This window comes from Micromonospora sp. FIMYZ51 (assembly GCF_038246755.1).
Lineage (GTDB): Bacteria > Actinomycetota > Actinomycetes > Mycobacteriales > Micromonosporaceae > Micromonospora.
Genome location: NZ_CP134706.1, coordinates 1,574,135 through 1,595,096, shown reverse-complemented (window position 1 = coordinate 1,595,096; position 20,962 = coordinate 1,574,135). Strand labels below are relative to the sequence as shown.

20 protein-coding genes and 2 pseudogenes are annotated in these 20,962 nt (G+C 71.4%); 8 read left to right on the top strand and 14 right to left on the bottom strand.

Features of this window, described 5'->3' with window-relative positions; translation table 11 throughout:
• Nucleotides 1-7 precede the first annotated feature (7 nt).
• Nucleotides 8-229 carry a DUF2631 domain-containing protein gene (locus QQG74_RS07530; protein ID WP_341719565.1) on the top strand — a complete coding sequence of 74 codons (222 nt, stop codon included), beginning with the start codon at nucleotides 8-10 and terminating at the stop codon, nucleotides 227-229.
• 105 nt (nucleotides 230-334) lie between these two features.
• Here the strand turns inward: QQG74_RS07530 and QQG74_RS07525 are convergent.
• From QQG74_RS07525 to QQG74_RS07490, 8 genes and pseudogenes are all read right to left on the bottom strand, one after another.
• Nucleotides 335-1,565 (bottom strand): annotated as a pseudogene (locus QQG74_RS07525) (DivIVA domain-containing protein).
• Nucleotides 1,566-1,596: 31 nt separating this feature from the next.
• Nucleotides 1,597-2,748, bottom strand: a complete 1,152-nt coding sequence (gene rlmN / locus QQG74_RS07520; RefSeq protein ID WP_341719564.1) for a 23S rRNA (adenine(2503)-C(2))-methyltransferase RlmN — start codon at nucleotides 2,746-2,748, stop codon at nucleotides 1,597-1,599.
• Nucleotides 2,749-2,852: 104 nt separating this feature from the next.
• Nucleotides 2,853-4,106 carry a phosphatidate cytidylyltransferase gene (locus QQG74_RS07515; protein WP_341721162.1) on the bottom strand — a complete coding sequence of 418 codons (1,254 nt, stop codon included), beginning with the start codon at nucleotides 4,104-4,106 and terminating at the stop codon, nucleotides 2,853-2,855.
• A gap of 304 nt (nucleotides 4,107-4,410) precedes the next feature.
• Nucleotides 4,411-4,968 (bottom strand): ribosome recycling factor, encoded by a 558-nt coding sequence (gene frr, locus QQG74_RS07510; RefSeq protein WP_341719563.1) that lies wholly within the window; start codon nucleotides 4,966-4,968, stop codon nucleotides 4,411-4,413.
• 74 nt (nucleotides 4,969-5,042) lie between these two features.
• Nucleotides 5,043-5,810: a UMP kinase gene (gene pyrH / locus QQG74_RS07505; RefSeq protein WP_341719562.1), complete on the bottom strand. Its 768-nt coding sequence runs from the start codon at nucleotides 5,808-5,810 to the stop codon at nucleotides 5,043-5,045.
• A gap of 153 nt (nucleotides 5,811-5,963) precedes the next feature.
• On the bottom strand, nucleotides 5,964-6,791 hold the full coding sequence (gene tsf / locus QQG74_RS07500; RefSeq protein WP_341719561.1) for a translation elongation factor Ts: 828 nt from the start codon (nucleotides 6,789-6,791) through the stop codon (nucleotides 5,964-5,966).
• Nucleotides 6,792-6,917: 126 nt separating this feature from the next.
• Nucleotides 6,918-7,805, bottom strand: a complete 888-nt coding sequence (rpsB, locus tag QQG74_RS07495; protein ID WP_341719560.1) for a 30S ribosomal protein S2 — start codon at nucleotides 7,803-7,805, stop codon at nucleotides 6,918-6,920.
• Nucleotides 7,806-8,162: 357 nt separating this feature from the next.
• Nucleotides 8,163-9,215 carry a hypothetical protein gene (locus tag QQG74_RS07490; RefSeq protein ID WP_341719559.1) on the bottom strand — a complete coding sequence of 351 codons (1,053 nt, stop codon included), beginning with the start codon at nucleotides 9,213-9,215 and terminating at the stop codon, nucleotides 8,163-8,165.
• Between the two features lie 221 nt (nucleotides 9,216-9,436).
• On the opposite strand from QQG74_RS07490, the gene QQG74_RS07485 reads away from it, so the two are divergent.
• The 6 genes from QQG74_RS07485 to QQG74_RS07460 all read left to right on the top strand — a co-directional run bounded on the left by QQG74_RS07485 (nucleotide 9,437) and on the right by QQG74_RS07460 (nucleotide 16,055).
• Complete coding sequence (locus tag QQG74_RS07485; RefSeq protein ID WP_341719558.1) at nucleotides 9,437-9,796, top strand: YraN family protein; 360 nt, start codon at nucleotides 9,437-9,439, stop codon at nucleotides 9,794-9,796.
• A complete protein-coding gene (locus tag QQG74_RS07480) occupies nucleotides 9,796-11,313 on the top strand; it encodes a YifB family Mg chelatase-like AAA ATPase (RefSeq protein ID WP_341719557.1) in 1,518 nt (505 codons plus the stop codon). Before QQG74_RS07485 ends, QQG74_RS07480 begins: the two co-directional genes overlap by 1 nt.
• The gene (locus QQG74_RS07475; protein WP_341719556.1) at nucleotides 11,310-12,497 is read left to right on the top strand and encodes a DNA-protecting protein DprA; all 1,188 of its coding nucleotides are present in this window, start codon (nucleotides 11,310-11,312) and stop codon (nucleotides 12,495-12,497) included. The genes QQG74_RS07480 and QQG74_RS07475 overlap by 4 nt, the downstream gene beginning before the upstream one ends.
• A 231-nt stretch (nucleotides 12,498-12,728) precedes the next feature.
• Nucleotides 12,729-13,592 (top strand): MBL fold metallo-hydrolase, encoded by an 864-nt coding sequence (locus tag QQG74_RS07470; protein ID WP_341719555.1) that lies wholly within the window; start codon nucleotides 12,729-12,731, stop codon nucleotides 13,590-13,592.
• 57 nt (nucleotides 13,593-13,649) lie between these two features.
• Nucleotides 13,650-14,738, top strand: coding sequence for a tyrosine-type recombinase/integrase (locus QQG74_RS07465; protein WP_341721161.1), 1,089 nt, complete (start codon nucleotides 13,650-13,652; stop codon nucleotides 14,736-14,738).
• A gap of 138 nt (nucleotides 14,739-14,876) precedes the next feature.
• Nucleotides 14,877-16,055 (top strand): aminotransferase class V-fold PLP-dependent enzyme, encoded by a 1,179-nt coding sequence (locus QQG74_RS07460; protein ID WP_341719554.1) that lies wholly within the window; start codon nucleotides 14,877-14,879, stop codon nucleotides 16,053-16,055.
• A gap of 31 nt (nucleotides 16,056-16,086) precedes the next feature.
• Here QQG74_RS07460 and QQG74_RS07455 read toward each other — a convergent pair.
• Nucleotides 16,087-16,755: pseudogene (locus QQG74_RS07455) on the bottom strand (M23 family metallopeptidase); the annotation flags it as partial.
• 131 nt (nucleotides 16,756-16,886) lie between these two features.
• On the opposite strand from QQG74_RS07455, the gene QQG74_RS07450 reads away from it, so the two are divergent.
• The gene (locus QQG74_RS07450) at nucleotides 16,887-17,513 is read left to right on the top strand and encodes a class I SAM-dependent methyltransferase (protein ID WP_341719553.1); all 627 of its coding nucleotides are present in this window, start codon (nucleotides 16,887-16,889) and stop codon (nucleotides 17,511-17,513) included.
• 141 nt (nucleotides 17,514-17,654) lie between these two features.
• Here the strand turns inward: QQG74_RS07450 and QQG74_RS07445 are convergent, their stop codons facing one another.
• From QQG74_RS07445 to lepB (QQG74_RS07425), 5 genes are read right to left on the bottom strand one after another with little or no spacing between them, the layout of a single operon-like run.
• The gene (locus QQG74_RS07445) at nucleotides 17,655-17,978 is read right to left on the bottom strand and encodes a DUF2469 domain-containing protein (RefSeq protein ID WP_007075222.1); all 324 of its coding nucleotides are present in this window, start codon (nucleotides 17,976-17,978) and stop codon (nucleotides 17,655-17,657) included.
• Nucleotides 17,975-18,787, bottom strand: coding sequence for a ribonuclease HII (locus QQG74_RS07440; protein ID WP_341719552.1), 813 nt, complete (start codon nucleotides 18,785-18,787; stop codon nucleotides 17,975-17,977). The genes QQG74_RS07445 and QQG74_RS07440 overlap by 4 nt, the downstream gene beginning before the upstream one ends.
• Complete coding sequence (locus QQG74_RS07435; RefSeq protein ID WP_341719551.1) at nucleotides 18,781-19,269, bottom strand: NUDIX domain-containing protein; 489 nt, start codon at nucleotides 19,267-19,269, stop codon at nucleotides 18,781-18,783. Before QQG74_RS07435 ends, QQG74_RS07440 begins: the two co-directional genes overlap by 7 nt.
• 54 nt (nucleotides 19,270-19,323) lie before the next feature.
• Complete coding sequence (lepB, locus tag QQG74_RS07430) at nucleotides 19,324-19,959, bottom strand: signal peptidase I (RefSeq protein ID WP_341719550.1); 636 nt, start codon at nucleotides 19,957-19,959, stop codon at nucleotides 19,324-19,326.
• Nucleotides 19,956-20,843 (bottom strand): signal peptidase I, encoded by an 888-nt coding sequence (gene lepB / locus QQG74_RS07425; RefSeq protein WP_341719549.1) that lies wholly within the window; start codon nucleotides 20,841-20,843, stop codon nucleotides 19,956-19,958. Before lepB (QQG74_RS07425) ends, lepB (QQG74_RS07430) begins: the two co-directional genes overlap by 4 nt.
• Nucleotides 20,844-20,962 lie beyond the last annotated feature (119 nt).

Here is a 20,962-nt window from a genome sequence, read left to right as displayed (position 1 = left end):
ACCGACAGTGGCAGGAAGCGAGCCGGTAACGTCGCCAGACCAGCACAAGCCTGGGCACCGCAAGGCCGGGCGGATCGGCGCGGTCCTCACCGCGCTCGCGATGCTGGCGATGCTCTGCGGCAACCACGAGGGCAGGGTCGAGGACCTTTGGCTGATCGGCGTGGCCGTGCTCCTGCTGCTCATCGTGATCGGCGACGTGGTGCTCCGCCGCAACGGGCTGCGATCCTGATCCAGCCGAGCACCGTCGTCCGGTACGTGCGAGCAGGGCCCGCCCCCGATTTCGGGAGCGGGCCCTCGCACATTGTCGTCCTGCGGCGGCCAGACGCCGGGCCGCTCAGCGGCCGAACAGGATGTCCTGGACGTTCTTCAGGGCGGCGTCGACCTCGGCCTCGAAGTAACCGCCCTGCACCAGCCCGAACCGCAGGGTGTCCAGGTCCTTCGGGTTGACCGGCATCGGGTTACGTCCGGCCATCCCGCCGAGCAGGCTCTCGAAGAAGCGGTCCACCTGGTCCGGGTCGTACCCACTGCCGAACCGGCGTACCTGGAAACTGCGGCGGATCTGGTCCACCCGGTAGAGGTCGCTGCCGGGCGGGCCGGCCATCGGCGGTCCACCCACGGACGGCCCGGTCATCGCCGGCGGACCCGCCATCGGCGGCCCGGCCATCGACGATCCGCCGAGCGCCTGCTGCGGCATGCCGGGCGGCCCCGCCGGACCGCGCCGGTCCGGCAGCCGGATCTCGGCAGTCATGTCGGCGCGGCCACGCCGGCCCGCCTCGAAGCCATCGAAGCGCTGCTCATCGGGGGGACCGTAACCGCCCGGCCCGTCCGGCGGTCCGTAACCACCGGGACCGTCCGGAGGGCCATAGCCACCCGGTCCGTCCGGCGGCCCGTAACCGCCGGACCGCTCCGGCGGACCGTACCCGCCGGACCGCTCCGGCGGACCGTACCCACCGGGACCGTCCGGGGACCGTAACCACCGGGACCGTCCGGGGACCGTAACCACCGGGACCGGCGGGCAGGCCGCGCGACGGCGGACCGCCGTGGCCCACCGGAGCGCCGGGCGGCCCCATCGGGCCGGCGGGGCCACGCGGCGCGTCGTAGCCGCCCCGGGGTGCGTCGTAACCGCCGGCGAAGGCGCCGGTCGGCTCGTCGTAGCGACCGTACGGAGGACCGGCCTGCGCCGGCATCGACCGGGGCGGCATCGGCGGCTGCGGCACCGGCGACATGCCACGGTCCTCGCGCCCGGGCGGACCCATCCGGTCGGGCGGACCCATCCGGTCGGGCGGGCCCAGTCGCGAGTCTGCGCCGGGGCGGCCCGCGCCCCGCTCCTCCAACTCGGCCAGCTGCCGTTCGACCCGGTCGAGGTGCAGGTCGACCTGCCACTCGTCATAACCGTTGAAACGAACCCGGAAGACAACGTCGTGGACCTCCTGGGAGGCCACCGGGGCTCCGACCGGCTGGCCGGCGAGGGTCGCCTCGACCCGGTCCAGGAAGGCGTCCACCTCGTCAACCTTGTATCCCCGGCGGAGCGCCTTACGCCGGAAACGCTGACCCTGACTCGCCACTATGTCTCCTGGTCTCGTTCGCCACGCCCGGTCACGCCGACAACTCCCCGGCCGGGTCGGTGCCTCTGTCCTCCGCGGCGGCCAGCTGCCCACATGCTCCGTCGATTTCGCGGCCTCGGGTGTCCCGCACCGTCGTGGACACCCCGGCGTCGCGCAACCGCCGGACGAACTCCCGCTCGACCGGCTTCGGGCTGGCGTCCCAACGACTGCCCGGAGTCGGGTTGAGCGGGATCAGGTTCACGTGGGCCAGCTTGCCGGCCAGTAGCCGCCCGAGCAGATCGGCTCGCCACGGCTGGTCGTTCACGTCCTTGATCATCGCGTATTCGATCGACACGCGACGCCCCGTGCGGGCCGCGTAGGCCCACGCCGCGTCCAGCACCTCGGACACCTTCCAGCGCTGGTTGACCGGCACGAGTTCGTCGCGCAGCTCATCATCGGGCGCGTGCAGCGACAACGCAAGGGTCACCGAGAGGTCTTCGCTGGCCAGTCGGTGGATGGCCGGCACCAGCCCGACCGTGGAAACGGTGATGTGTCGCTGCGACAGACCGAGCCCCTCCGGTGCCGGTGTGACCAGCCGACGGATCGCCGCCAGCACCCGGTTGTAGTTCGCCAGCGGCTCCCCCATGCCCATGAAGACCACGTGTGACAGCCTCGGCGGGGACCCGGCCACCACGCCGGAGGCGGCTACGCCGGCCAGGTAGACCGCTTGGTCCACGATCTCGGCGGTGGAGAGGTTACGGGTCAGCCCTGCCTGACCGGTCGCACAGAACGGGCAGGCCATCCCGCACCCGGCCTGGCTGGAGATGCAGACGGTGACCCGGTCCGGGTAGCCCATCAGCACGCTCTCCACCATCGAACCGTCGTGCAGTCGCCAGAGCGCCTTGCGCGTCGCCCCGTCGTCGCAGGCCAGCTCCCGTACCGGGGTGAGCAGTCGGGGCAGCAGCTGGTCGGCCAGCCGCTCCCGGGAGGCCGCCGGCAGGTCGGTCATCCGGGCCGGGTCGCGAACCAGCCGACCGAAGTAGTGGGTGGAGATCTGCCGGGCCCGGAACGCCGGCTCACCCAGCCCGGTGACCAGGGCTTTCCGGCCGGCCAGGTCGAGATCGGCGAGGTGTTGTGGGGGCATTGCCGCCCGGCGCGCGCCGGGCGCGTCCGGGTCGACCGGAATCAGGGGCAGACTCGTCATGGCTCGTCCAGTCTGGCACGCCGGACACGGAACGTACCCGTCCGCGACCGGCGAATCCGATCCCACCGTCCCCGCGAGCCGGCCGCGCCAGCGTGATCCATGCCTCAGCTCACCGCCGGCACGAAGACCACGAGCAGCAGGTACGCGGTGGGTACGGCGAACAGAACCGAGTCGAGCCGGTCCATCAGGCCACCGTGACCGGGCAGCAGATTACTCATGTCCTTCACGCCGAGATCACGCTTGATCATGGACTCGGCCAGATCACCGAGGACCGCGGCGACCGAGATCGCCATCCCGAAGACCGCACCCCACCAGGGGGCCACGTCGAACAGCAGCCAGAGCAGCAGGGCGCTGCCCAAGGCCGCCGCGCTCACCGAACCGGCGAACCCCTCCCACGACTTCTTCGGGCTGATCGTCGGCGCCATCGGGTGCTTGCCGAAGTTGGCTCCGGCCGCGTACCCGCCGGTGTCGGAGAACACCACGGCGACGAGGGTCACCAGCACCCGCAGGTCCCCGTCGCCCGGGGACGAGGCGAGCAGGGCGGCGAAGCCGCCGAGGAAGGGGACGTACACCGCGATCAGCGTGGCGGCGGTAATGTCCCGTCGGAAGTTGGCGATGCCGTCACCGAGCCGCCAGACCATCGTGCCGGCGACCGTCACGAGCAGCCCGAGCAGCAGCGCGTCCGGGCCGGCGAACCAGGCCATGGTGACCGTGAGCACCCCACCGGCGATCAGCGGCACCAGCGGCACCTGGGCGCCGCTGCGCCGCACCGCGCGGGACATCTCCCAGATGCCGATGCCGAAGGCGGCGGCGAGCACCAGCAGGAAGGCCGGCGTGTAGAGGAACAGTGGCAGCAGGACCGCAGCGGCCAGGCACACCCCGACCGAGATGGCCGCGGGGAGATTGCGTCCGGCCCGACCGGACGACTTCTGCTGGCCTACCGGCCGGCCGGCACCGGCACGGCGCCGACCACGGTGACGCTTGCCCGGCGTCGGCTGCTCGTCGGGCCCCGGCTCGTCGGCAGCGCGCACCGGCGCCTCCTCCTGATCCGGTCCCACCCCGGCACGCACCGGCGCGAACTGTGCGGTGGGTGCCTCCTCATGTTCGAGACCCCCACCCGCGCGTACCGGCGCGAGCTGCGCGGTCGGCGCCTCGTCGTGGTCCAGATCCCGGCGTCCGTTCATCCCGCCCGGGCGCGGCTGGCTACGCGGATCGGCGTGCAGCTCGGTGGCGGGGCGTGGGTCGCGGCCCCACGGACCCGGTGCGAGCTCCGGCTCCGGCCAGGGCAGCGACGCCTGACGCTCCGGCCGATCCACGCCGCGAGCCTCGGCGCCACCGTAGGGGTCGAGGTGGGACATCACGCACCAGACGAGAGTGGTACGAGGTCCACCGCTTGACGCACAGCCACTACCATCCCCTACCCGCGCGAGGCGCTCCGTCTGCTTTGCCGGCCCGTCGGCTGGCCGATTCCCGCCGTTCACCGCCGGGTCGCCGGGAATCGTGCCGAGCCTACTGCACCTCCCCGCCGGACCGGACCCAGCAGCCCCGGCCGCCGTTCACGACCCGCGCCGCGTCGACCATGAAGTTGTCGCCACGACACACCACGGCGACGACAACTTCATGGTCAAGCTCGCGGAGCGTCGGTACGCGCGGCCGGAGGGGTCAGACCTCCAGGAGTTCGGCTTCCTTGTGCTTGACCAGCTCGTCGACGTGGGAGACGTAGCGCTGGGTCAGGTCGTCCAGCTCCCGCTCGGCGCGGCGACCGTCGTCCTCGCCGACCTCGCCGTCCTTCACCAGCCGGTCCAGCTCTTCCTTGCCCTTGCGCCGGATGTTGCGGATCGCGACCTTGGCCTCCTCGCCCTTGTGGCGGGCGACCTTGATCATGTCGCGGCGGCGCTCCTCGGTCATCTGCGGAAGCAGGATGCGCAACTGGTTGCCCTCGTTGTTCGGGTTGACCCCGAGGTCCGAGTCGCGGATCGCCTTCTCCATGGCGTTGATCTGCGAGTTGTCGTACGGCTTGATGATGGCCATCCGCGGCTCCGGGACGGCCACCGACGCCATCTGGGTCAGCGGCGTGGGACTGCCGTAGTAATCGATGATGATCTTGGAGAACATGGCTGGAGTGGCGCGACCGGTGCGAATGGCCCCGAACTCCTCCTTGGCGTGCTCGACCGCACGCTCCATCTTCTCCTCGGCCTCGAGGAGGGTGTCGTCGATCACCGCTCTCCTCGCCTCCTTCTTGTGCTTGTCGTGGGCTTGTCAGGTCGCCGGGACCGCCGAGGTCGGCGGTCGGCTCAGGTGGTGATCAGCGTGCCGATCTGCTCGCCGCCCACCGCCCGGACGATGGTGTCCTCGCCCTGCGCGCCGAAGACCAGCATCGGCAGGCCGTTCTCCATGCAGAGGCTGAAGGCTGCCGCGTCGGCGACCCGAAGGTTGCGGCGCAGCACCTCGGAGAAGGTGATCGAGTCGAACTTGCTGGCGGTCGGGTCGACCCGGGGATCGGCCGTGTAGACACCGTCCACGCCGTTCTTGCTCATCAGCACCACGTCCGCGTGAATCTCCAACGCGCGCTGGGCGGCCACCGTGTCGGTGGAGAAGTACGGCATCCCCGCGCCGGCACCGAAAATGACCACGCGGCCCTTCTCCAGGTGCCGGATCGCCCGCAGCGGAATGTACGGCTCGGCGACCTGGGCCATGGTGATGGCGCTCTGCACCCGGGTCTCGATGCCCTCCTTCTCCAGGAAGTCCTGGAGGGCGAGGCAGTTCATCACCGTGCCGAGCATGCCCATGTAGTCCGCCCGTGCCCGGTCCATGCCCCGCTTCTGTAGCTCCGCGCCACGGAAGAAGTTGCCGCCGCCGACCACCACGGAAACCTGCACCCCGCGGCGCACCACGGTGGCGATCTGACGGGCGATGGCCTGGACGACATCCGGGTCGACACCGATCGCGCCGCCGCCGAACACCTCGCCGGAGAGCTTCAGCACCACCCGCCGTGCCCGGCCCGGCGGCGGTGCCGTCGGATCGCCCGCCGCCACCGTCCGGTCCCTCACAACCTGCGTCATCCGCCCGTCCTTCCCCCACCGGTGCGCCCGGGTGCGTACCTGCCCTTGCAGACCTTATGGGACGAGGAGGCCGCGGTGTCTGTCGCGTACACCGGCGGCCTCCTCGTCGTGTCGTTGCTCAGCCCACGGGCGCAGCGCGCCCGGTCGGCGGCGTCAGGCCTGGCCGACCTCGAACCGCACGAAGCGGGTGACCTCGATGCCGGCCTCCGCCAGCACCTGCTTCACCGTCTTCTTGTTGTCGGTGACCGACGACTGCTCCAGCAGGACGAAGTCCTTGAAGAAGGAGTTCACCCGACCCTCGACGATCTTCGGCAGCGCCGCCTCCGGCTTGTTCTCCTCGCGGGCGGTCTGCTCGGCGATGCGCCGCTCGGACTCGACGACCTCGGCCGGCACCTCGTCACGGGTGAGGTACTGCGGACGCATCGCGGCGATCTGCATGGCCGCGCCGCGCGCGTCGGCGTCGCCCGCCTCGTCGGTCTTGCCGCTGTACTGCACCAGCACGCCGACCGCCGGGGGCAGGTCCTGGGCCTTGCGGTGCAGGTAGACCGCAACGGTGCCGTCCAGCTTGGCGAAGCGGTTCAGCACCAGCTTCTCACCGATCTTCGCGGACTGCTCCTGGACCAGGTCGGCGACCGGACGGCCGTCGATCTCGCTGGCCAGCAGTTCCTCGGCGGTGCTCACGCCGGAACGCTCGCCGTGCTCCACCAGCTGCTGGGCCAGCGCGATGAAGGCGTCGTTCTTCGCGACGAAGTCGGTCTCGCAGTTGAGCTCGAGCAGGGCCTGGCCGGAGTGGGCGATCAGGCCGTTGGCGGCGGTACGACCGGCGCGCTTGCCGACGTCCTTGGCGCCCTTGACACGCAGGATCTCGACGGCCTTGTCGAAGTCGCCCTCGGCCTCGGTCAGGGCCTTCTTGCTGTCCATCATGCCGGCGCCGGTCAGGTCGCGGAGCTTCTTGACGTCCGCCGCGGTGATCTGGGACATGGCTCTCTCTTCGGTGTTGAGATTGCGGTGGGATGGTCTGAGGTGCCGGTTACCCGGATCCGGGAAGTTCCTGCCCGGCCTGGCCGCTCGGCCACCGTCGCTGACGGTGGCCGAGCGGCGGCGGGGTCACTGCCCGGAGACGGCGGCCGGCTGCTCGGCCGGCTGCTGCTCGGCCGGCTGCTGCTCCGTTGCCGGCTGCTGCTCGGCTGCCGGCTGCTCGTCGGCCTTCTTGGGCTCCTCGAGCAGTTCGCGCTCCCACTCGGCCAGCGGCTCGTCGGTGGCGACACCCGCCTCCGGCTTCTCGTCGCCGCCCCGGCGACGGCCGGAGCGGGTGATCAGGCCGTCGGCGACGGCGGCGGCGACGACCTTGGTCAGCAGCTCAGCCGAGCGGATCGCGTCGTCGTTACCCGGGATCGGGAAGTCGACCTCATCCGGGTCGCAGTTGGTGTCGAGCACGGCGATCACCGGGATGCCCAGCTTGCGGGCCTCGTCGACCGCGATGTGCTCCTTCTTGGTGTCGACGATCCAGACCGCGGCCGGAAGCTTCTGCATGTCCCGCAGACCACCGAGGGTCTTGGTGAGCTTGGTCTTCTCGCGGGACAGCTGAAGGGTCTCCTTCTTGGTGTAACCGGCGGCGGTGCCGCTCAGGTCACCCAGCGCCTCCAGCTCCTTCATCCGCTGGAGCCGCTTGTACACCGTCTGGAAGTTGGTAAGCATGCCACCGAGCCAGCGGTGGTTGACGTACGGCTGGCCGACCCGGGTCGCCTGCTCGGCGATCGCCTCCTGGGCCTGCTTCTTGGTACCGACGAAGAGGATGCTGCCGCCCTCAGCCACCGTGTTGCGCACGAACTCGTACGCCTTCTCGATGTAGTCGAGAGTCTGGCGCAGGTCGATGATGTAGATGCCGTTACGCTCGGTGAAGATGAAGCGCTTCATCTTCGGGTTCCAGCGCCGGGTCTGGTGCCCGAAGTGAACACCGCTCTCCAGCAACTGACGCATGGTCACGACGGCCATGGTTCGTACTCCTTGGATCCCTGGTTGTCCCGCCCGGCCGGCGGCCGGGCGGCCTGGTGCCCGGTCACCGGCCATGGTGGGCCCGACCAAGATCGAGACCAGGGAGGCCGCCGCCGCACGACGACTCGTGAGGAGGGCACGCGAGGTCGACCGCACGAGGCGGTCGCCAGTCGACCAGTGTACGCGCCCCCAGCTGAGGTGTAAGGAAGGGCCCCTTATTAACGCCTGCTGTAGAGGAAGGGCCCCCTATTAACACGGCCGGGCACACGCGCAGCCCGCACGCACCGCATCGGCACCCGGTCCGCACGCACCGGATCGGATCGGCACCCGGCCGGCAGGCACCGGGGCGAGGTTCACTCAGCCGGCGGCGAGGGCGGCAGCCAGGAAGAGCGCCAGTCCGACGGTCAGGTACGCGGTCGGCGGACGCAGCCAGCCGCGCGCCCCGTCGGTCAGCGAGAATCCGGTGGTCCGCAGCCCGTACAGGCCGGCCGCGAAGATCGGCAGGCCGCAGGCCAGGAACGTGCCCGCCAGCACGTCGGCGGCGGACACCGGATCCGCGGTCACCCCGTGCAGCAGCACCAGGAGCGCCGGCACCTCGAAGATCACGACCAGCACGGCACACAGTACGGCGAGAACCGGCCGCCGACTGCGGTAGACACGGTCGCCGGCCGGCAGGCTCGCCTGCGTACCGATCGTGGGGTACCCGGCCTCGCCCGTGACGGCCTGCGGTCCGGTCTCCCCCACCGGCAGGTCGGCCCGGGGGGCAACCGACGGCATCGGGCCGGTCGGCTGTTCCAGCGGGTTCGCCGGCTCCACTGCCCGGTCCACCGGGTTCGCCGGCTCCACCGCCCGGTCCACCAGGTTCGACGGCTCCGGAACCCGTTCCGGGGGATTCGCCGGCTCCGGAACCCGCCTTGCCTCGACGATCGGGTAACCAGCGAGCAGGGTGGACCGGGTGGTCTCCGTCGCCAGCGGATCCGCCTCGGTCGGGTGCGGCTCGGGGGCGGCGCGGCGACCGGGACGATCGGCCGGCAACTCGCCGGAAACCTCCGGATCCACCCATTCGGGACGCCGCATCCGTGATGCCCGGTACCGCTCGGTTTCTGCCGGCGCGTCCCCCAGCGGGTCCGCGCTGCCGAAGCGACGCGCCGAGCCGTACCTGTCGTCGTCATCGGCCCGCGAGTCGAATGCGGCCCACGAGTCGGACCCGACCCGGGAGTCGGTGGCGGCACTCGGACTGGAGGTAACACCGGGGTCGGGCCCGATCACCGGCTCGGTGGCGCTCCGCGACTCGTCGTCGCGGTAGCGCGCCTCCGCCGCACCGCGCCAGTCCGGGTCGCTGTAGCCACTGCGGTCACCCGGGTACCAGCGCGATTCCTGATCGTCGGCAAAGCTTCGTCGTCCGTCCACGCCCGGCACCGTATGCGACCGATCAGCCAAGCGCCATCCGGCCCCTGCGCTGGCCAGAGGCGGTGCAGCCCTTTCGACCCGGTACGGAGAGTAAGAACCGAATTTGATCGCCATAACACATCAGGGGCAAGATCGTCCGCTTGTCCACAGCACCCTCGGTTGTCCACAGGTTGACCGAACGGGGTCGCCGAGAAACGGCCGGCGCGAGCAAGGTGCCGGTCATGACCAAGCGGAACCAGGCCGTCGGCGGGTACGGCGAGCGGTGCGCCGTCCGACACCTCATCGAGGCGGGGCTGCGCCCGGTGGCACAGAACTGGCGTTGCTCGTCCGGAGAGATAGACATCATCGCCTGGGACGGCCCGGTGCTGGCCTTCTGCGAGGTGAAGACGCGCCGCACCGGGGACTTCGGCACCCCCGCCGAGGCGGTGATCCGGAGCAAGGTCCACCGCCTGCGCCGTCTCGCGGCTGAATGGCTCTCCGCTACCGGCACCAGCGCCGACGAGATTCGCTTCGACGTCATCTCGGTCCTGGTGCCCGGCACCGGCCGGGCCCGCGTCGAGCACCTCAGAGGGGCGTTCTGATGAGCTACGCGCGGGTGCTCTGCGTCGGGCTGGTCGGGATGACCGGTCACCTGGTGGAGGTGGAGGCGGATCTCGCGCCCGGCCTGCCCGGCGTGGCCATATCCGGGCTACCCGACACCGCCCTGCACGAGGCCCGGGACCGGGTCCGCGCGGCGGTGGTCAACTCCGGGCAGCGCTGGCCGAACCGACGGATAACCCTCAACCTGCTGCCCGCCACCCTGCCCAAGTTCGGGTCGGCGTTCGACCTGGCGATCGCGGTGGCATTGCTCGGCGGTTCCGGTGAGCTGCCGTTGGCGCCGCTGGACGGCGTGGTGATCCTCGGCGAGTTGGGCCTGGACGGGACGGTGCGGCCGGTTCGGGGCGTACTGCCGATGGTGGCCGCAGCCGCCAAGGCCGGCGTCCAGCGGGTGATCGTCCCGACCGGCAACGCCGCCGAGGCTGCGGTCGTGCCCGGGCTACGGGTGCGGGGAGTGGACAACCTGCACCGACTTGTCGGCTTCGTCCGCGACGGCGACCCGCTGATCGAACCGCCGACCGGTGCGCCACCCCCGGTCGACGGTGGCCCCGATCTGGCCGAGGTCGCCGGCCAGTGGCTCGGTCGGCGGGCCCTGGAAATCGCCGCCGCCGGTGGGCACCATCTGGCGCTGATCGGGCCGCCCGGAGCCGGAAAGACCATGCTCGCCGAGCGCCTGCCGTCGATCCTGCCGGAGCTGGACGACGACGACGCGCTGGAGGTGACCGCGCTGCACTCGATCGCCGGGCTGCTGCCGGCGGGTGGCGGGTTGCTCCGCCGACCTCCGTTCCAGGCCCCACACCACAGCGCGAGCGCGCCGTCAATCGTCGGCGGTGGCGCGGGTCTGGCTCGCCCCGGAGCGGTCTCCCTCGCCCATCGCGGGGTGCTCTTTCTCGACGAGGCGCCCGAATTCAGCAAGGCGGCTCTGGAGGCGCTGCGGCAGCCGTTGGAGAACGGCCGGGTGCTGTTGGCCCGCAGCCGGGGCGGCGCCGAATATCCTGCCCGGGCCCAGCTGGTGATCGCGGCCAATCCCTGCCCCTGCGCCAACCCGGCCGGCGACGACCGCTGCGAGTGTCCCCCGCTGGCCCGGCGCCGTTACCTCGGTCGGCTTTCCGGCCCGCTGCTCGACCGGATCGATCTTCAGGTCCGACTGCCACCGGTGCGCGCGGCCGAGCTGATGGAATCCGCCGCGATCGAGTCCTCCACGGTCGTCGCCGCACGGGTGGCCGCCGCGCGCACGGCGGCGGCCATCCGGTGGGCCACCTCAGGGCACCGGCTCAACGCCGAGATACCCGGCCCGCACCTGCGCCGGTCACCATGGCGGCTACCGGCCCGGGACACTGCCGAGCTGCGCTCACGGCTCGACGCCGGATCGCTCTCCGCGCGCGGATTCGACCGGGTCATCCGGCTCGCCTGGACGATCGCTGACCTGGACGGACGGGCCCGCCCCGACCGGGGCGACGTCGCCGAGGCCATTCAGCTGAGAACGGGAGAGGGCACATGAGTACGCGCGAGCAGTCGGTGCTGGCCCGGGTGGCGTTGACCTGGCTGACGGAGCCCGGCACCCGGTCGGTGTACGGGTTGGTCGACGAACTCGGCCCGGTGCGGGCACTTGACCTGTTGCTCGACGGCGGGGCGCCGCAGGAAGGACTGCGCGACAGTGTGGCGGCACGCAGTAGAGCCGGGGACGCCCGGCTGGTGGCGGCCGAGGCGCTGGAGCGCAGCGATCGGCTGGGTGCCCGCGTCGTCATCCCTGGCGACGAGGAGTGGCCCATGACCGTGGAGCAACTTCGCACGCTGCACCTGCCCGACGCGCGCCGCCGGGTCGACCGGGAGACCGCACCGCCGCTCTGCTTCTGGGTACGCGGCCCGTGGCCGCTGGCCGAGATCCTGGACCGGTCCGTGGCGGTGGTGGGTGCGCGGGCCGCCACGGCGTACGGCGCGCATGTCGCGACGGGCCTGGGCTACGGCCTGGCTGATCGCGACTGGACGGTGGTCTCCGGTGGTGCCTTCGGCATCGACGCTGCCGCGCATCGTGGTGCCCTGAACGCCGGTGGTCGGACCGTGGCCGTGCTCGCCTGCGGCCTGGACCGTCCCTACCCGATGGGCAACACGGCGATGTTCGACCGGATCGCCGACACCGGCCTGCTGGTAAGCGAGTGGCCCCCGGGTGCAGAGCCCCTGCGCCCACGGTTCCTCATCCGCAACCGGGTGATCGCAGCCGGCACGAAGGGCACGGTGCTGGTCGAGGCGGCGGCCCGCAGCGGGGCGACCCAGACCACCCGGCGGGCCATCGCCCTGCGCCGACCGGCGATGGTGGTGCCCGGTCCGGTCACCTCGGCGATGTCCGTCGGTGCCCACGAGTTGCTGCGCGAGGAGCCGGCGACGCGGCTGGTGACCGGCCTCGACCAGGTACTCGAGGAGGTCGGCCGGATCGGGGAATTCGCCCCGGTGCCGCGCGGCCCGGATCGGCCCACCGACCTGCTCGACGACGATGCGAGGGCGATTGTGGAGGCGATGCCCCCGCGCGGCAGGGTCGACGTGGACACCCTCGCCGCGCGGGCCGGCCTGCCGGTCCGGACCGTGCTGCGCACGATGTCCATGCTGGAGGAACTGGCCCTGGTGGTACGCGGATCCGACGGCTACCTCCTGGCAGCCGGGCCCGGCCGGACGACCCGGCCCAACTGAGCCGGGCCCGGCCGGACGATTCGGCCCAACTGAGCCGGGCCCGGCCGGACGACCCGGCCCAGCTGAGGCGGGCGACCAGGCACAGCTGAGGCGCACCCGGCCGGGCCGAGGGCGACCCGACATCGGCGACCAGGCCGGGTGCGTGACGGAGCCCGTTTGGCATGGCCCTGCGCGGGTAAGGCCAGGCGGGCGATCCGGGGATCGGCCGACGCGAGGGGTTGGGAGACGAAGATGCCATCCGGGTTCGATCCGATCGGCCAGGTGACCTTCGTGGGGACGGCGACCACCGTGCTGCGGCTCGGCGGGTTCACCCTGCTCACCGATCCCAACTTCCTGCACGCCGGGCAGCGCGCGTACCTCGGTTATGGCCTGTCCTCGCGCCGGCTCACCGATCCCGCGATGCAACTTGCGGAGCTGCCCGACCTCGACGCGATTGTCCTGTCCCACATGCACGGCGACCACTTCGACCGGATCGCCCGAGACGGGTTGCCCAAGTCCCTGCCCATCTTCACCACCACACAGGCGCAGCGTCGACTCAGGCGGTGGGGTTTCGCTGCCGCCGACGGTCTGGACACCTGGGAGCGGCGGGAGCTGCACCACGGCAGGGAGCGGCTGTCCATCACCGCCGTGCCCGGCCATCACGGTCCCGGTCTGCTCGATCGGCTGCTGCCGGCGGTGATGGGCTCGATCATCGATCTGGAACGCGACGGGCAACGGCTGTTGCGCCTCTACGTCACCGGCGACACGCTCTATCACCCGAGCCTGGCCGAGATACCCGAGCGTTTTCCCGACATCGACGCGATGCTTCTTCACCTGGGCGGCACTCGCATCCTCGGTTTCCTCGTCACCATGGACGACCGGCAGGGAGTCGACCTGATGCGCCTGGTCAAGCCGCAGGTCACGCTGCCGATCCATTACGACGACTACCGGGTGTTCCGCTCGCCCCTGCGGGACTTCCTCGCCACGGCCGCCGAGCAGGGCCTGCGCCCCGCGATCCAGACTCTCCGGCGCGGTGAGACACGACCGCTCTTCGGCCACACGACGTCACGCGGCGGTGACATCCGCAGCGGGACCGGCAGCCACGGCCAGCCGTAGGCTGGACTCGTGCACGGTACGGATGGGCAGAACCGGAACGCCCGCAGCACGCAGGCCATGCATGCGGCGCTGCCGGAACCGTTGCGGGACGTGGTGGACGAGTTCGCCCGCCACCTCGCCGGAGTACGCAACCGCTCGGCACACACCGTGCGCGCGTACGTCGGCGATCTGGTGTCCCTGCTGGACCATGCCCAGCGGATGGGCTGCACGCAGGTGTCGCAGCTGAGCCTCGACACGGTACGCAGTTGGTTGGCGAGGCAGCGCACCACGGGCGCAGCCCGCGCATCGCTGGCCCGACGGGCGGCCACGGCGCGGACGTTCAGCGCCTGGGCCCACCGCAGCGGACTGCTGCCCGCCGATGTCGCCGCCACGCTGGCCAGTCCCCGTCCACAGCGCACGCTGCCCACCGTGCTCCGCGCCGACCAGGCCGCGCTGCTCGTCGAGGCACCGGCCCGCGCCCCGACCGACCGCCCCGAGCCACCCGACGCCGCCGACCAAACCAGGCCACCCGACGCCACCCTCCGAACCGGACCACCCGACGCCACCGGCGGCCCGGAACCAGACGAGGGCACCGACGGCCCGCAACCACCCGAGGGCACCGGCCGGGCCGGGACCGACTCCGCCGGGAGCGACACCGCCGAGGCCGTGCTGCTGCGCGACCGGGCACTGTTGGAACTGCTCTACGGCACCGGCGTACGCGTCAGCGAGGCATGCGGGATCGACGTGGCGGACATCGACCACGGGCGGCGGGTGGTACGGGTACGCGGCAAGGGCGGACGGGAACGGTCGGTGCCGTACGGCCTGCCGGCCCAGCGGACGATCGACGACTGGCTGCGGCGAGGGCGGCCGGTGTTGGCGGTCCCGGGATCGCGCGATGCCCTGCTGCTCGGTGCCCGAGGCGGTCGGCTGCATCCGACGACCGCCCGCCGGATCGTCGGCGGGTACGCGGACGCTGCCGGCCTGCCCCGGGTCAGCCCGCACGCGCTACGCCACTCGGCCGCCACCCACCTGCTCGAAGGCGGCGCGGACCTGCGGGCGGTGCAGGAGTTGCTCGGGCACTCGTCGCTGGCCAGCACGCAGGTCTACACCCATGTCTCGATGGACCGGCTGCGGGCCGCCTACCAGCAGGCGCACCCCCGCGCCTGACCTGACCGCCGCGCCGCCATCCCCGTGCCTGACCGCCGCGCCGCCATCCCCGTGCCTGACCGCCGCGCCGCCACCTTCGGCCGCAGCGATTGACGCTGACAGACCCGAGGGGATCAGCGACGGCGTTACGATCATCCGGTGAGCATCGCGGCGCCCGAACCGATCGCAGGCGCCCGGCTGCTCTTCTCCCTCGATCCGGCGGTGAGCCATCTCAACCACGGTTCGTTCGGCGCGGTGCCGATCGTGGTACAGCGGGCCCAGCAGCGGTTGCGCGACGAGATGGAAGCCGACCCGCTGCGCTTCTTCACCCAGGGGCTGGTCGACCGGATCACCCACACCCGCCGGCACCTGGCCGGTTTTCTCGGTGCCGACCCCGACGGCACAGCGCTGACCACGAACGCGACGACCGGGGTGGCGGTGGTGCTCCAGTCGCTCGGACTACGTCCCGGTGACGAGGTGCTCACCACCGACCACGGCTACGGCGCGGTCGGGTTCTCCGTCCAGCGGGAGTGCCGCCGCACCGGAGCGACCCACCGGGTGCTGCGGCTGCCGCTCGGCGCCCCGGCCGAGGAGGTCGTGCAGATCGTGCGCGCCGGCCTGCGGCCCGGGCGCACCCGGCTGCTCATCGTGGATCAGCTCACCTCGGCCACCGCCTGGTTGCTCCCGACTGCCGCCATCGTCGGGGTGGCCCGGGAGCACGGGGTGTCGGTGCTTGTCGACGCCGCGCACGCGCCGGGCATGCTGCCGGCGACGGTGCAGAGCATCGGCGCCGACTTCTGGGTGGGCAACCTGCACAAGTGGGGGTACGCCGCACGGGGCACCGCCGTACTTGTGGTCGCCGGACCGTGGCGGGAGCGGATCGAGCCGTTGGTGGTTTCCTGGGAGCAGGAGGCGGGCTTTCCCGGTCGGATGGAGTGGCAGGCGACGGCGGACTACACCGCCTGGCTCAGTGCCCCGGTGGGGCTGTACGCGCTGCGCAGCCTCGGCGTCGACCGGGTACGCGCGCACAATGCGGCCCTGGCCGCGTACGGTCAGCGGGTGGTGGGGGACGCGCTCGGGGTGCCACCGGCCGATCTGCCGGACCCCGGCGGACCCACGGTCGCCATGCGGATCATTCCGTTGCCGGCGGGCCTGGCGACAAGCATCGACGCGGCGCGGGCACTGCGAGCTCGGATCGCCGAGCGGCTCGCCACCCAGGTCGCGGTGATGACCTGGAACGCGCGCGGTTGGCTACGGCTCTGCGGGCAGGTGTACAACTCGCCCGAGGAGTACGAACGGCTCGCGGCGCGGCTGCCCGCCCTACTCGCCCAACGGTGAGCGGCAGGGCCGGGTCGGCGGGGATCTCGCCGAGCGGCAACAGGCGGGCGCGACCGAGGCCGAGCAGGGCCAGCGGGTCGTGGTAGTCAGACTCGCGACGCAGTCCCCAGTGCAGGCAGGCGACCTCCGGGCAGCCCGGATGGCCGGCTAGCAGGCGGCCCAGGACGGACCCGGCCGACACCGCCGCGCCGACCGGGACCGAGGGCTGGACCGGCTCGTAGGTGGTCCGAAATCCGTCGGCGTGGCCCACAGTGATCACCGGTCGGCCGGCGACCGGGCCGGCGAACAGGACCGTACCGGCGCCGGCCGCCCGGATCGTCGCGCCGGTCGCGGCGAGCAGGTCGACTCCCCGGTGACCGGAAAGCCAGGGGCGGGGCGGGGGATCGAATCGGCGTACCGGCTGTGGTGCGCCATCCACCGGCCAGCGGAACGGACCGGCAACCCGCGCCAATTCGCCCGTCGGCACCGCCGACCGCACCGCCGACCGCACCGCCGGCGGCTCCGTCGACCGCACCGCCGACGGCGCGGTCGACTGCGGCGGCACCAACTGCGCCGCCGCGACGGCCGGCGCGACAAGCGACATGAGCAGGGCCAGAGCAAGGCCGCGCACGACAACGTGGCGCAGCCGGAGCGGATCGGGTGGGCCGGGAACACCACGCGATCCGGCAGCGGCGCGACGCGAGCGGGAGCAGGTCGACATGCCCGCCAGCCTCATCGACCGCCATGTCTGCCGCCACCCCACCCGACTGAACTGTGGACAGCGGAGCGCTCTGTGGACAGTCCGCGCAAATCGAGGTGATCTGTTATGGCGATTCTTCTAGGCTCGGGCGCATGACCCGCGACTGGTACACCTGGCACGACCACTACGCAGATCCGGCGTCCGCGCTGTCGCACAGGTTGGCGGAACTGCGCACCCGGATCGCCGCCGAGCTGGATCAGGCGCCACCCGGGCCACTGCGGGCAGTCAGTCTCTGCGCGGGACAGGGACGCGACCTGATTCCGGTGCTGGCGACCCACCCGCGCGGCGGCGATGTGACGGCGCGGCTGGTCGAGCTCGACCCACGAAACGCCGACCTGGCCCGTGCAGCGGCTGCCGCGGCCGGGCTGTCCGGCGTCGAGGTGGTGCTCGCCGACGCGGCACGCACCGACGCGTACGCCGGGCTGGCACCGGCCGATCTGGTGTTGGTCTGCGGTGTCTTCGGCAACATCTCCGACGCCGACGTGCGGGCGGTGGTGGGCCACTGCGCATCGCTCTGCGCCACCGGTGGCGTCGTCTTCTGGACCCGGCACCGTGAGGAACCCGACCTGGTTCCGACGATCTGCGACTGGTTCGCCGAGGAAGGCTTCGAGCCAGTCGCGGTGACCACCCCGGCGGAGCAGGTCGGCGTGGGCGTGCACCGGTTTCTCGGCACACCGCGACCGCTACCGGCCGGAGTGTCGATGTTCGAATTCATCTGACCGCTCTCGCCGAAGCGAGCAGGGCCGCAGCACGGCCGCCGGCCGGTCGGATCTACCGACGCACGCCGACGGGCAGCATTGTGGACGCAGCACGGCGGGTGGGGGGCCGCCGAGGTGCCGCACCCGGAGGGCGGCCGAGGATCAGCCGCCGAAACCGGAGTCGGCGGGTAGCGAGATGTCCGGCTTTTCCAGTTCCTCGACGTTGACGTCCTTGAAGGTCATCACTCGGACATTTTTGACAAACCGGGCAGGGCGGTACATGTCCCACACCCAGGCGTCGTGCATCTCGACCTCGAAGTAGACCTCGCCGTCGGAGTTGCGCACGTGCAGGTCGACCTGATTGGCCAGGTAGAACCGCCGCTCGGTCTCCACCACGTAGGAGAACTGGCGGACGATGTCGCGGTACTCCCGGTAGAGCTGGAGCTCCATCTCGGTCTCGTACTTCTCGAGATCTTCCGCGCTCATCCCACTCCGCCTTCCATGACCACATCTTCCCCCACTGGCGCCGAGGGCCGAGGCTGCTCGCCCAACGCCACGCCGACGGTACCTCCTACGACGCCTGAACGCTCCATCGGCTCGTCCCGGCTTGCGCCCAGCGGTCGGCGCGAGCGCGGCGGACGGCTGTCGAGGCCGGTGACGGCGGCGACGTTGACATAGGAGAACCGGTGCTCCCGACACGGACCGCGATCACGCAGTGCCGCGGTGTGCTCGGCGGTGATGTACCCCTTGTGCTCGGCGAAGCCGTAGCCGGGATAGGCGGCGTCCAGCTCCACCATGATCCGGTCCCGGGTCACCTTGGCCAGCACGCTCGCCGCCGCCACGCAGGCCGCCACCCGGTCGCCCTTCCACACCGCCAAACCGGGCACCTCCAGGCCGTCGACACCGAAGCCGTCGGTGAGTACGTACTCCGGCCGGACGGTGAGCGACGCCAGGGCTCGGCGCATCGCCGCCAGGTTGCACACGTGCAGCCCCCGGGCATCGACCTCGTCGGCCGGGATGACCACCACCGCGTACGCCAACGCACGCGCCACGACCTCGTCGTACACCCGTTCCCGGCTGGCCGCGGTGAGCAGCTTGGAGTCGGCCAGACCGTCGATCTCGCCACGCCGTCCCTCCGGCAGCACCGCGGCGGCGGCCACAAGCGGCCCGGCGCAGGCACCCCGACCAGCCTCGTCGGCACCGGCGACGAACCGGAAACCACGCCGTTGCAGGGCCCGCTCCAGCGCATAGAGCCCGGCCTCGCGGCGGATCACGGTACGCGGCGGAGTCAGCACGCCGGACCTCCCGTACGCTGCGCCGGACCGGTCAACGCATCGGCAAGCACCGCTGCCAGATCGCTCGGGTAACAGCGCTCGCCGGTCGTGGCCAACTCCTGCGCCGACCACCAGCGATGACCGTCTACGCTGCCCCGCTCCACCTCGCTGAACCCGGCCGTGTCGACCTCGTGGCTGGCCACCCGGACCAGGAAGAACTGCTGTTCCTGCCGGTATGACACCCCGGCGAAGGAAAACTCCGTCACGTCGGCGTGGACCGGCTCGCCGAGCTCGGCCACCGTCAGTCGCAATCCGGTCTCCTCAGCCAGTTCGCGGGCGGCGCACTCGGCGTACGTCTCGCCCGGGTCCAGGCCCCCACCCGGGGTGAACCACCAGCGTCCACCCTCGGGACGAGCCGGGTCGAAGCCACGGAAGAGCAGCAACCGACCGGCCGCGTCGACCAGGAGCACGCGGGCGGCGCGCCTCGGGGTGTGGACCGTCACCGCACCAGCCTGCCAGACACCGCCGACAACGCCCACGCCCCGGGTGGCCTGAGATCAGGGCGTGGGAATCGCCTCGAACTGCTCGGGCACGCTCAGCAGGGTGGCTCGGTTGACCGGCCAGAAGATCGTGAAGGCGCGGCCCACCACCTCCGACTCCGGGATGGTCGCCGAGGTGATGTTCTCCCCCGACTGCTGGTAGTGCTCAAGCGAGTCGCCCGAGGCCGAGCGGTGGTCACCCATGACCCAGAGCCGGCCCGGCGGCACGACCACGTCGAACTCCTGGTCCGCCGGCTTGTCCCGCTGGCCGTCGAAGGAGAAGATGTACGGCTCGTCCAGCGGCACGCCGTTGATCACCAGTCGGTCCTGCTCGTCGCAGCAGACCACCCGGTCACCGCCGACGCCGATCACCCGTTTGATGAAGTCCTCCCCCGCCGGGTTGCCGCTCCACTCCATGGGTGCCTTGAAGACGATCACTTCACCCCGGTGCGGCGACCGGAAGTTGTAGACCAACTTGTTGACCAGCACCCGATCGTCGATCTTGAGAGTGTTCTCCATGGACGGCGAGGGAATGAAGAAGGTCTGTAGTACGAAGGCGCGCACCAGCACCGCGACCAGGATCGCCACCCCGAGCAGGATGGGTAGTTCCTTCCAGAAGGAGTGGCGCGACTTGTCGGTCTGCTCGTCAATCACGGGAGGAGCCTACGTTGCCCGGATCCGGACCAGCGCCTGGAACGCGCGAGAACGGATAGTGTGGCTGCAATCGGGAGAAGCAGGACGACACCTCCGGCGGGGGTGGGGCGTACCGGCGGGGCAGCGCCAGCGGTGGCGGTGGCCGGCGGAGCGACGGTGCGGAACGTGTCGGGGATCGGCAGGGAATGCCAGCGGCTGGAGGGCCAGACCACGGCGAACGCCCGCCCCACCACGTTGTCGATGGGCACCGGGCCCTGGCAGCGCGCGTCCTGCGAGACCAGCCGATGGTCACCGAGCACGAAGATCTGGCCGGGCGGGATGACGATCTCCTCGAACCGCCGCGACCGGCACTCCTCCGGGTTCGGTGGCAGGTCCAGCGGCGAGTCCCGCAGGACGTACGACGACTCGTCAAGCGGGGTGCCGTTGACCAGCACCCGCCCCTGGTCGTCGCAGCAGCTGACCCGGTCGCCGGGCAGCGCGATGACCCGCTTGATGAAGTCCTTCTCGCCGGGGCGGCTGTAGCCGACCAGGTCGCCGATGGTGCGACCGAGCTTGTCCGCGAAACCCGTCGGCGGTTGCGCGTCGACCTGCGGGACCCACTGGTCCGTGCCGCGGAAGACCACCACCTCGCCGCGCTCCGGGTCCCGCATGGTGTAGACGACCTTGTTGACGATGACCCGGTCGCCGACGAGCAGGGTGTCCTCCATCGACCCGGACGGGATGAAGAAGGCTTGCAGCAGGAACGTGCGGATCAGCACCGCGAGGCAGAAGGCCACGATCAGGAGCAGCGGCAGTTCCTGCCACAACGGCATCTGCGGCTTGCTTCGACGGGTGCGTCGGCGCCACGGATCGACCGCACCGCCGTCGTCAAGCGTCCGTACCACGCCCACTCCCCGGTCCGCAGAAACGACTACCGCCCGGCAGTCTCGTCGAGACTCCCCGGGCGGTAGTGGAGGTCACCCGCCACGCAAGGCGGATCACCGCGCGCTGCGCCCGTACGACC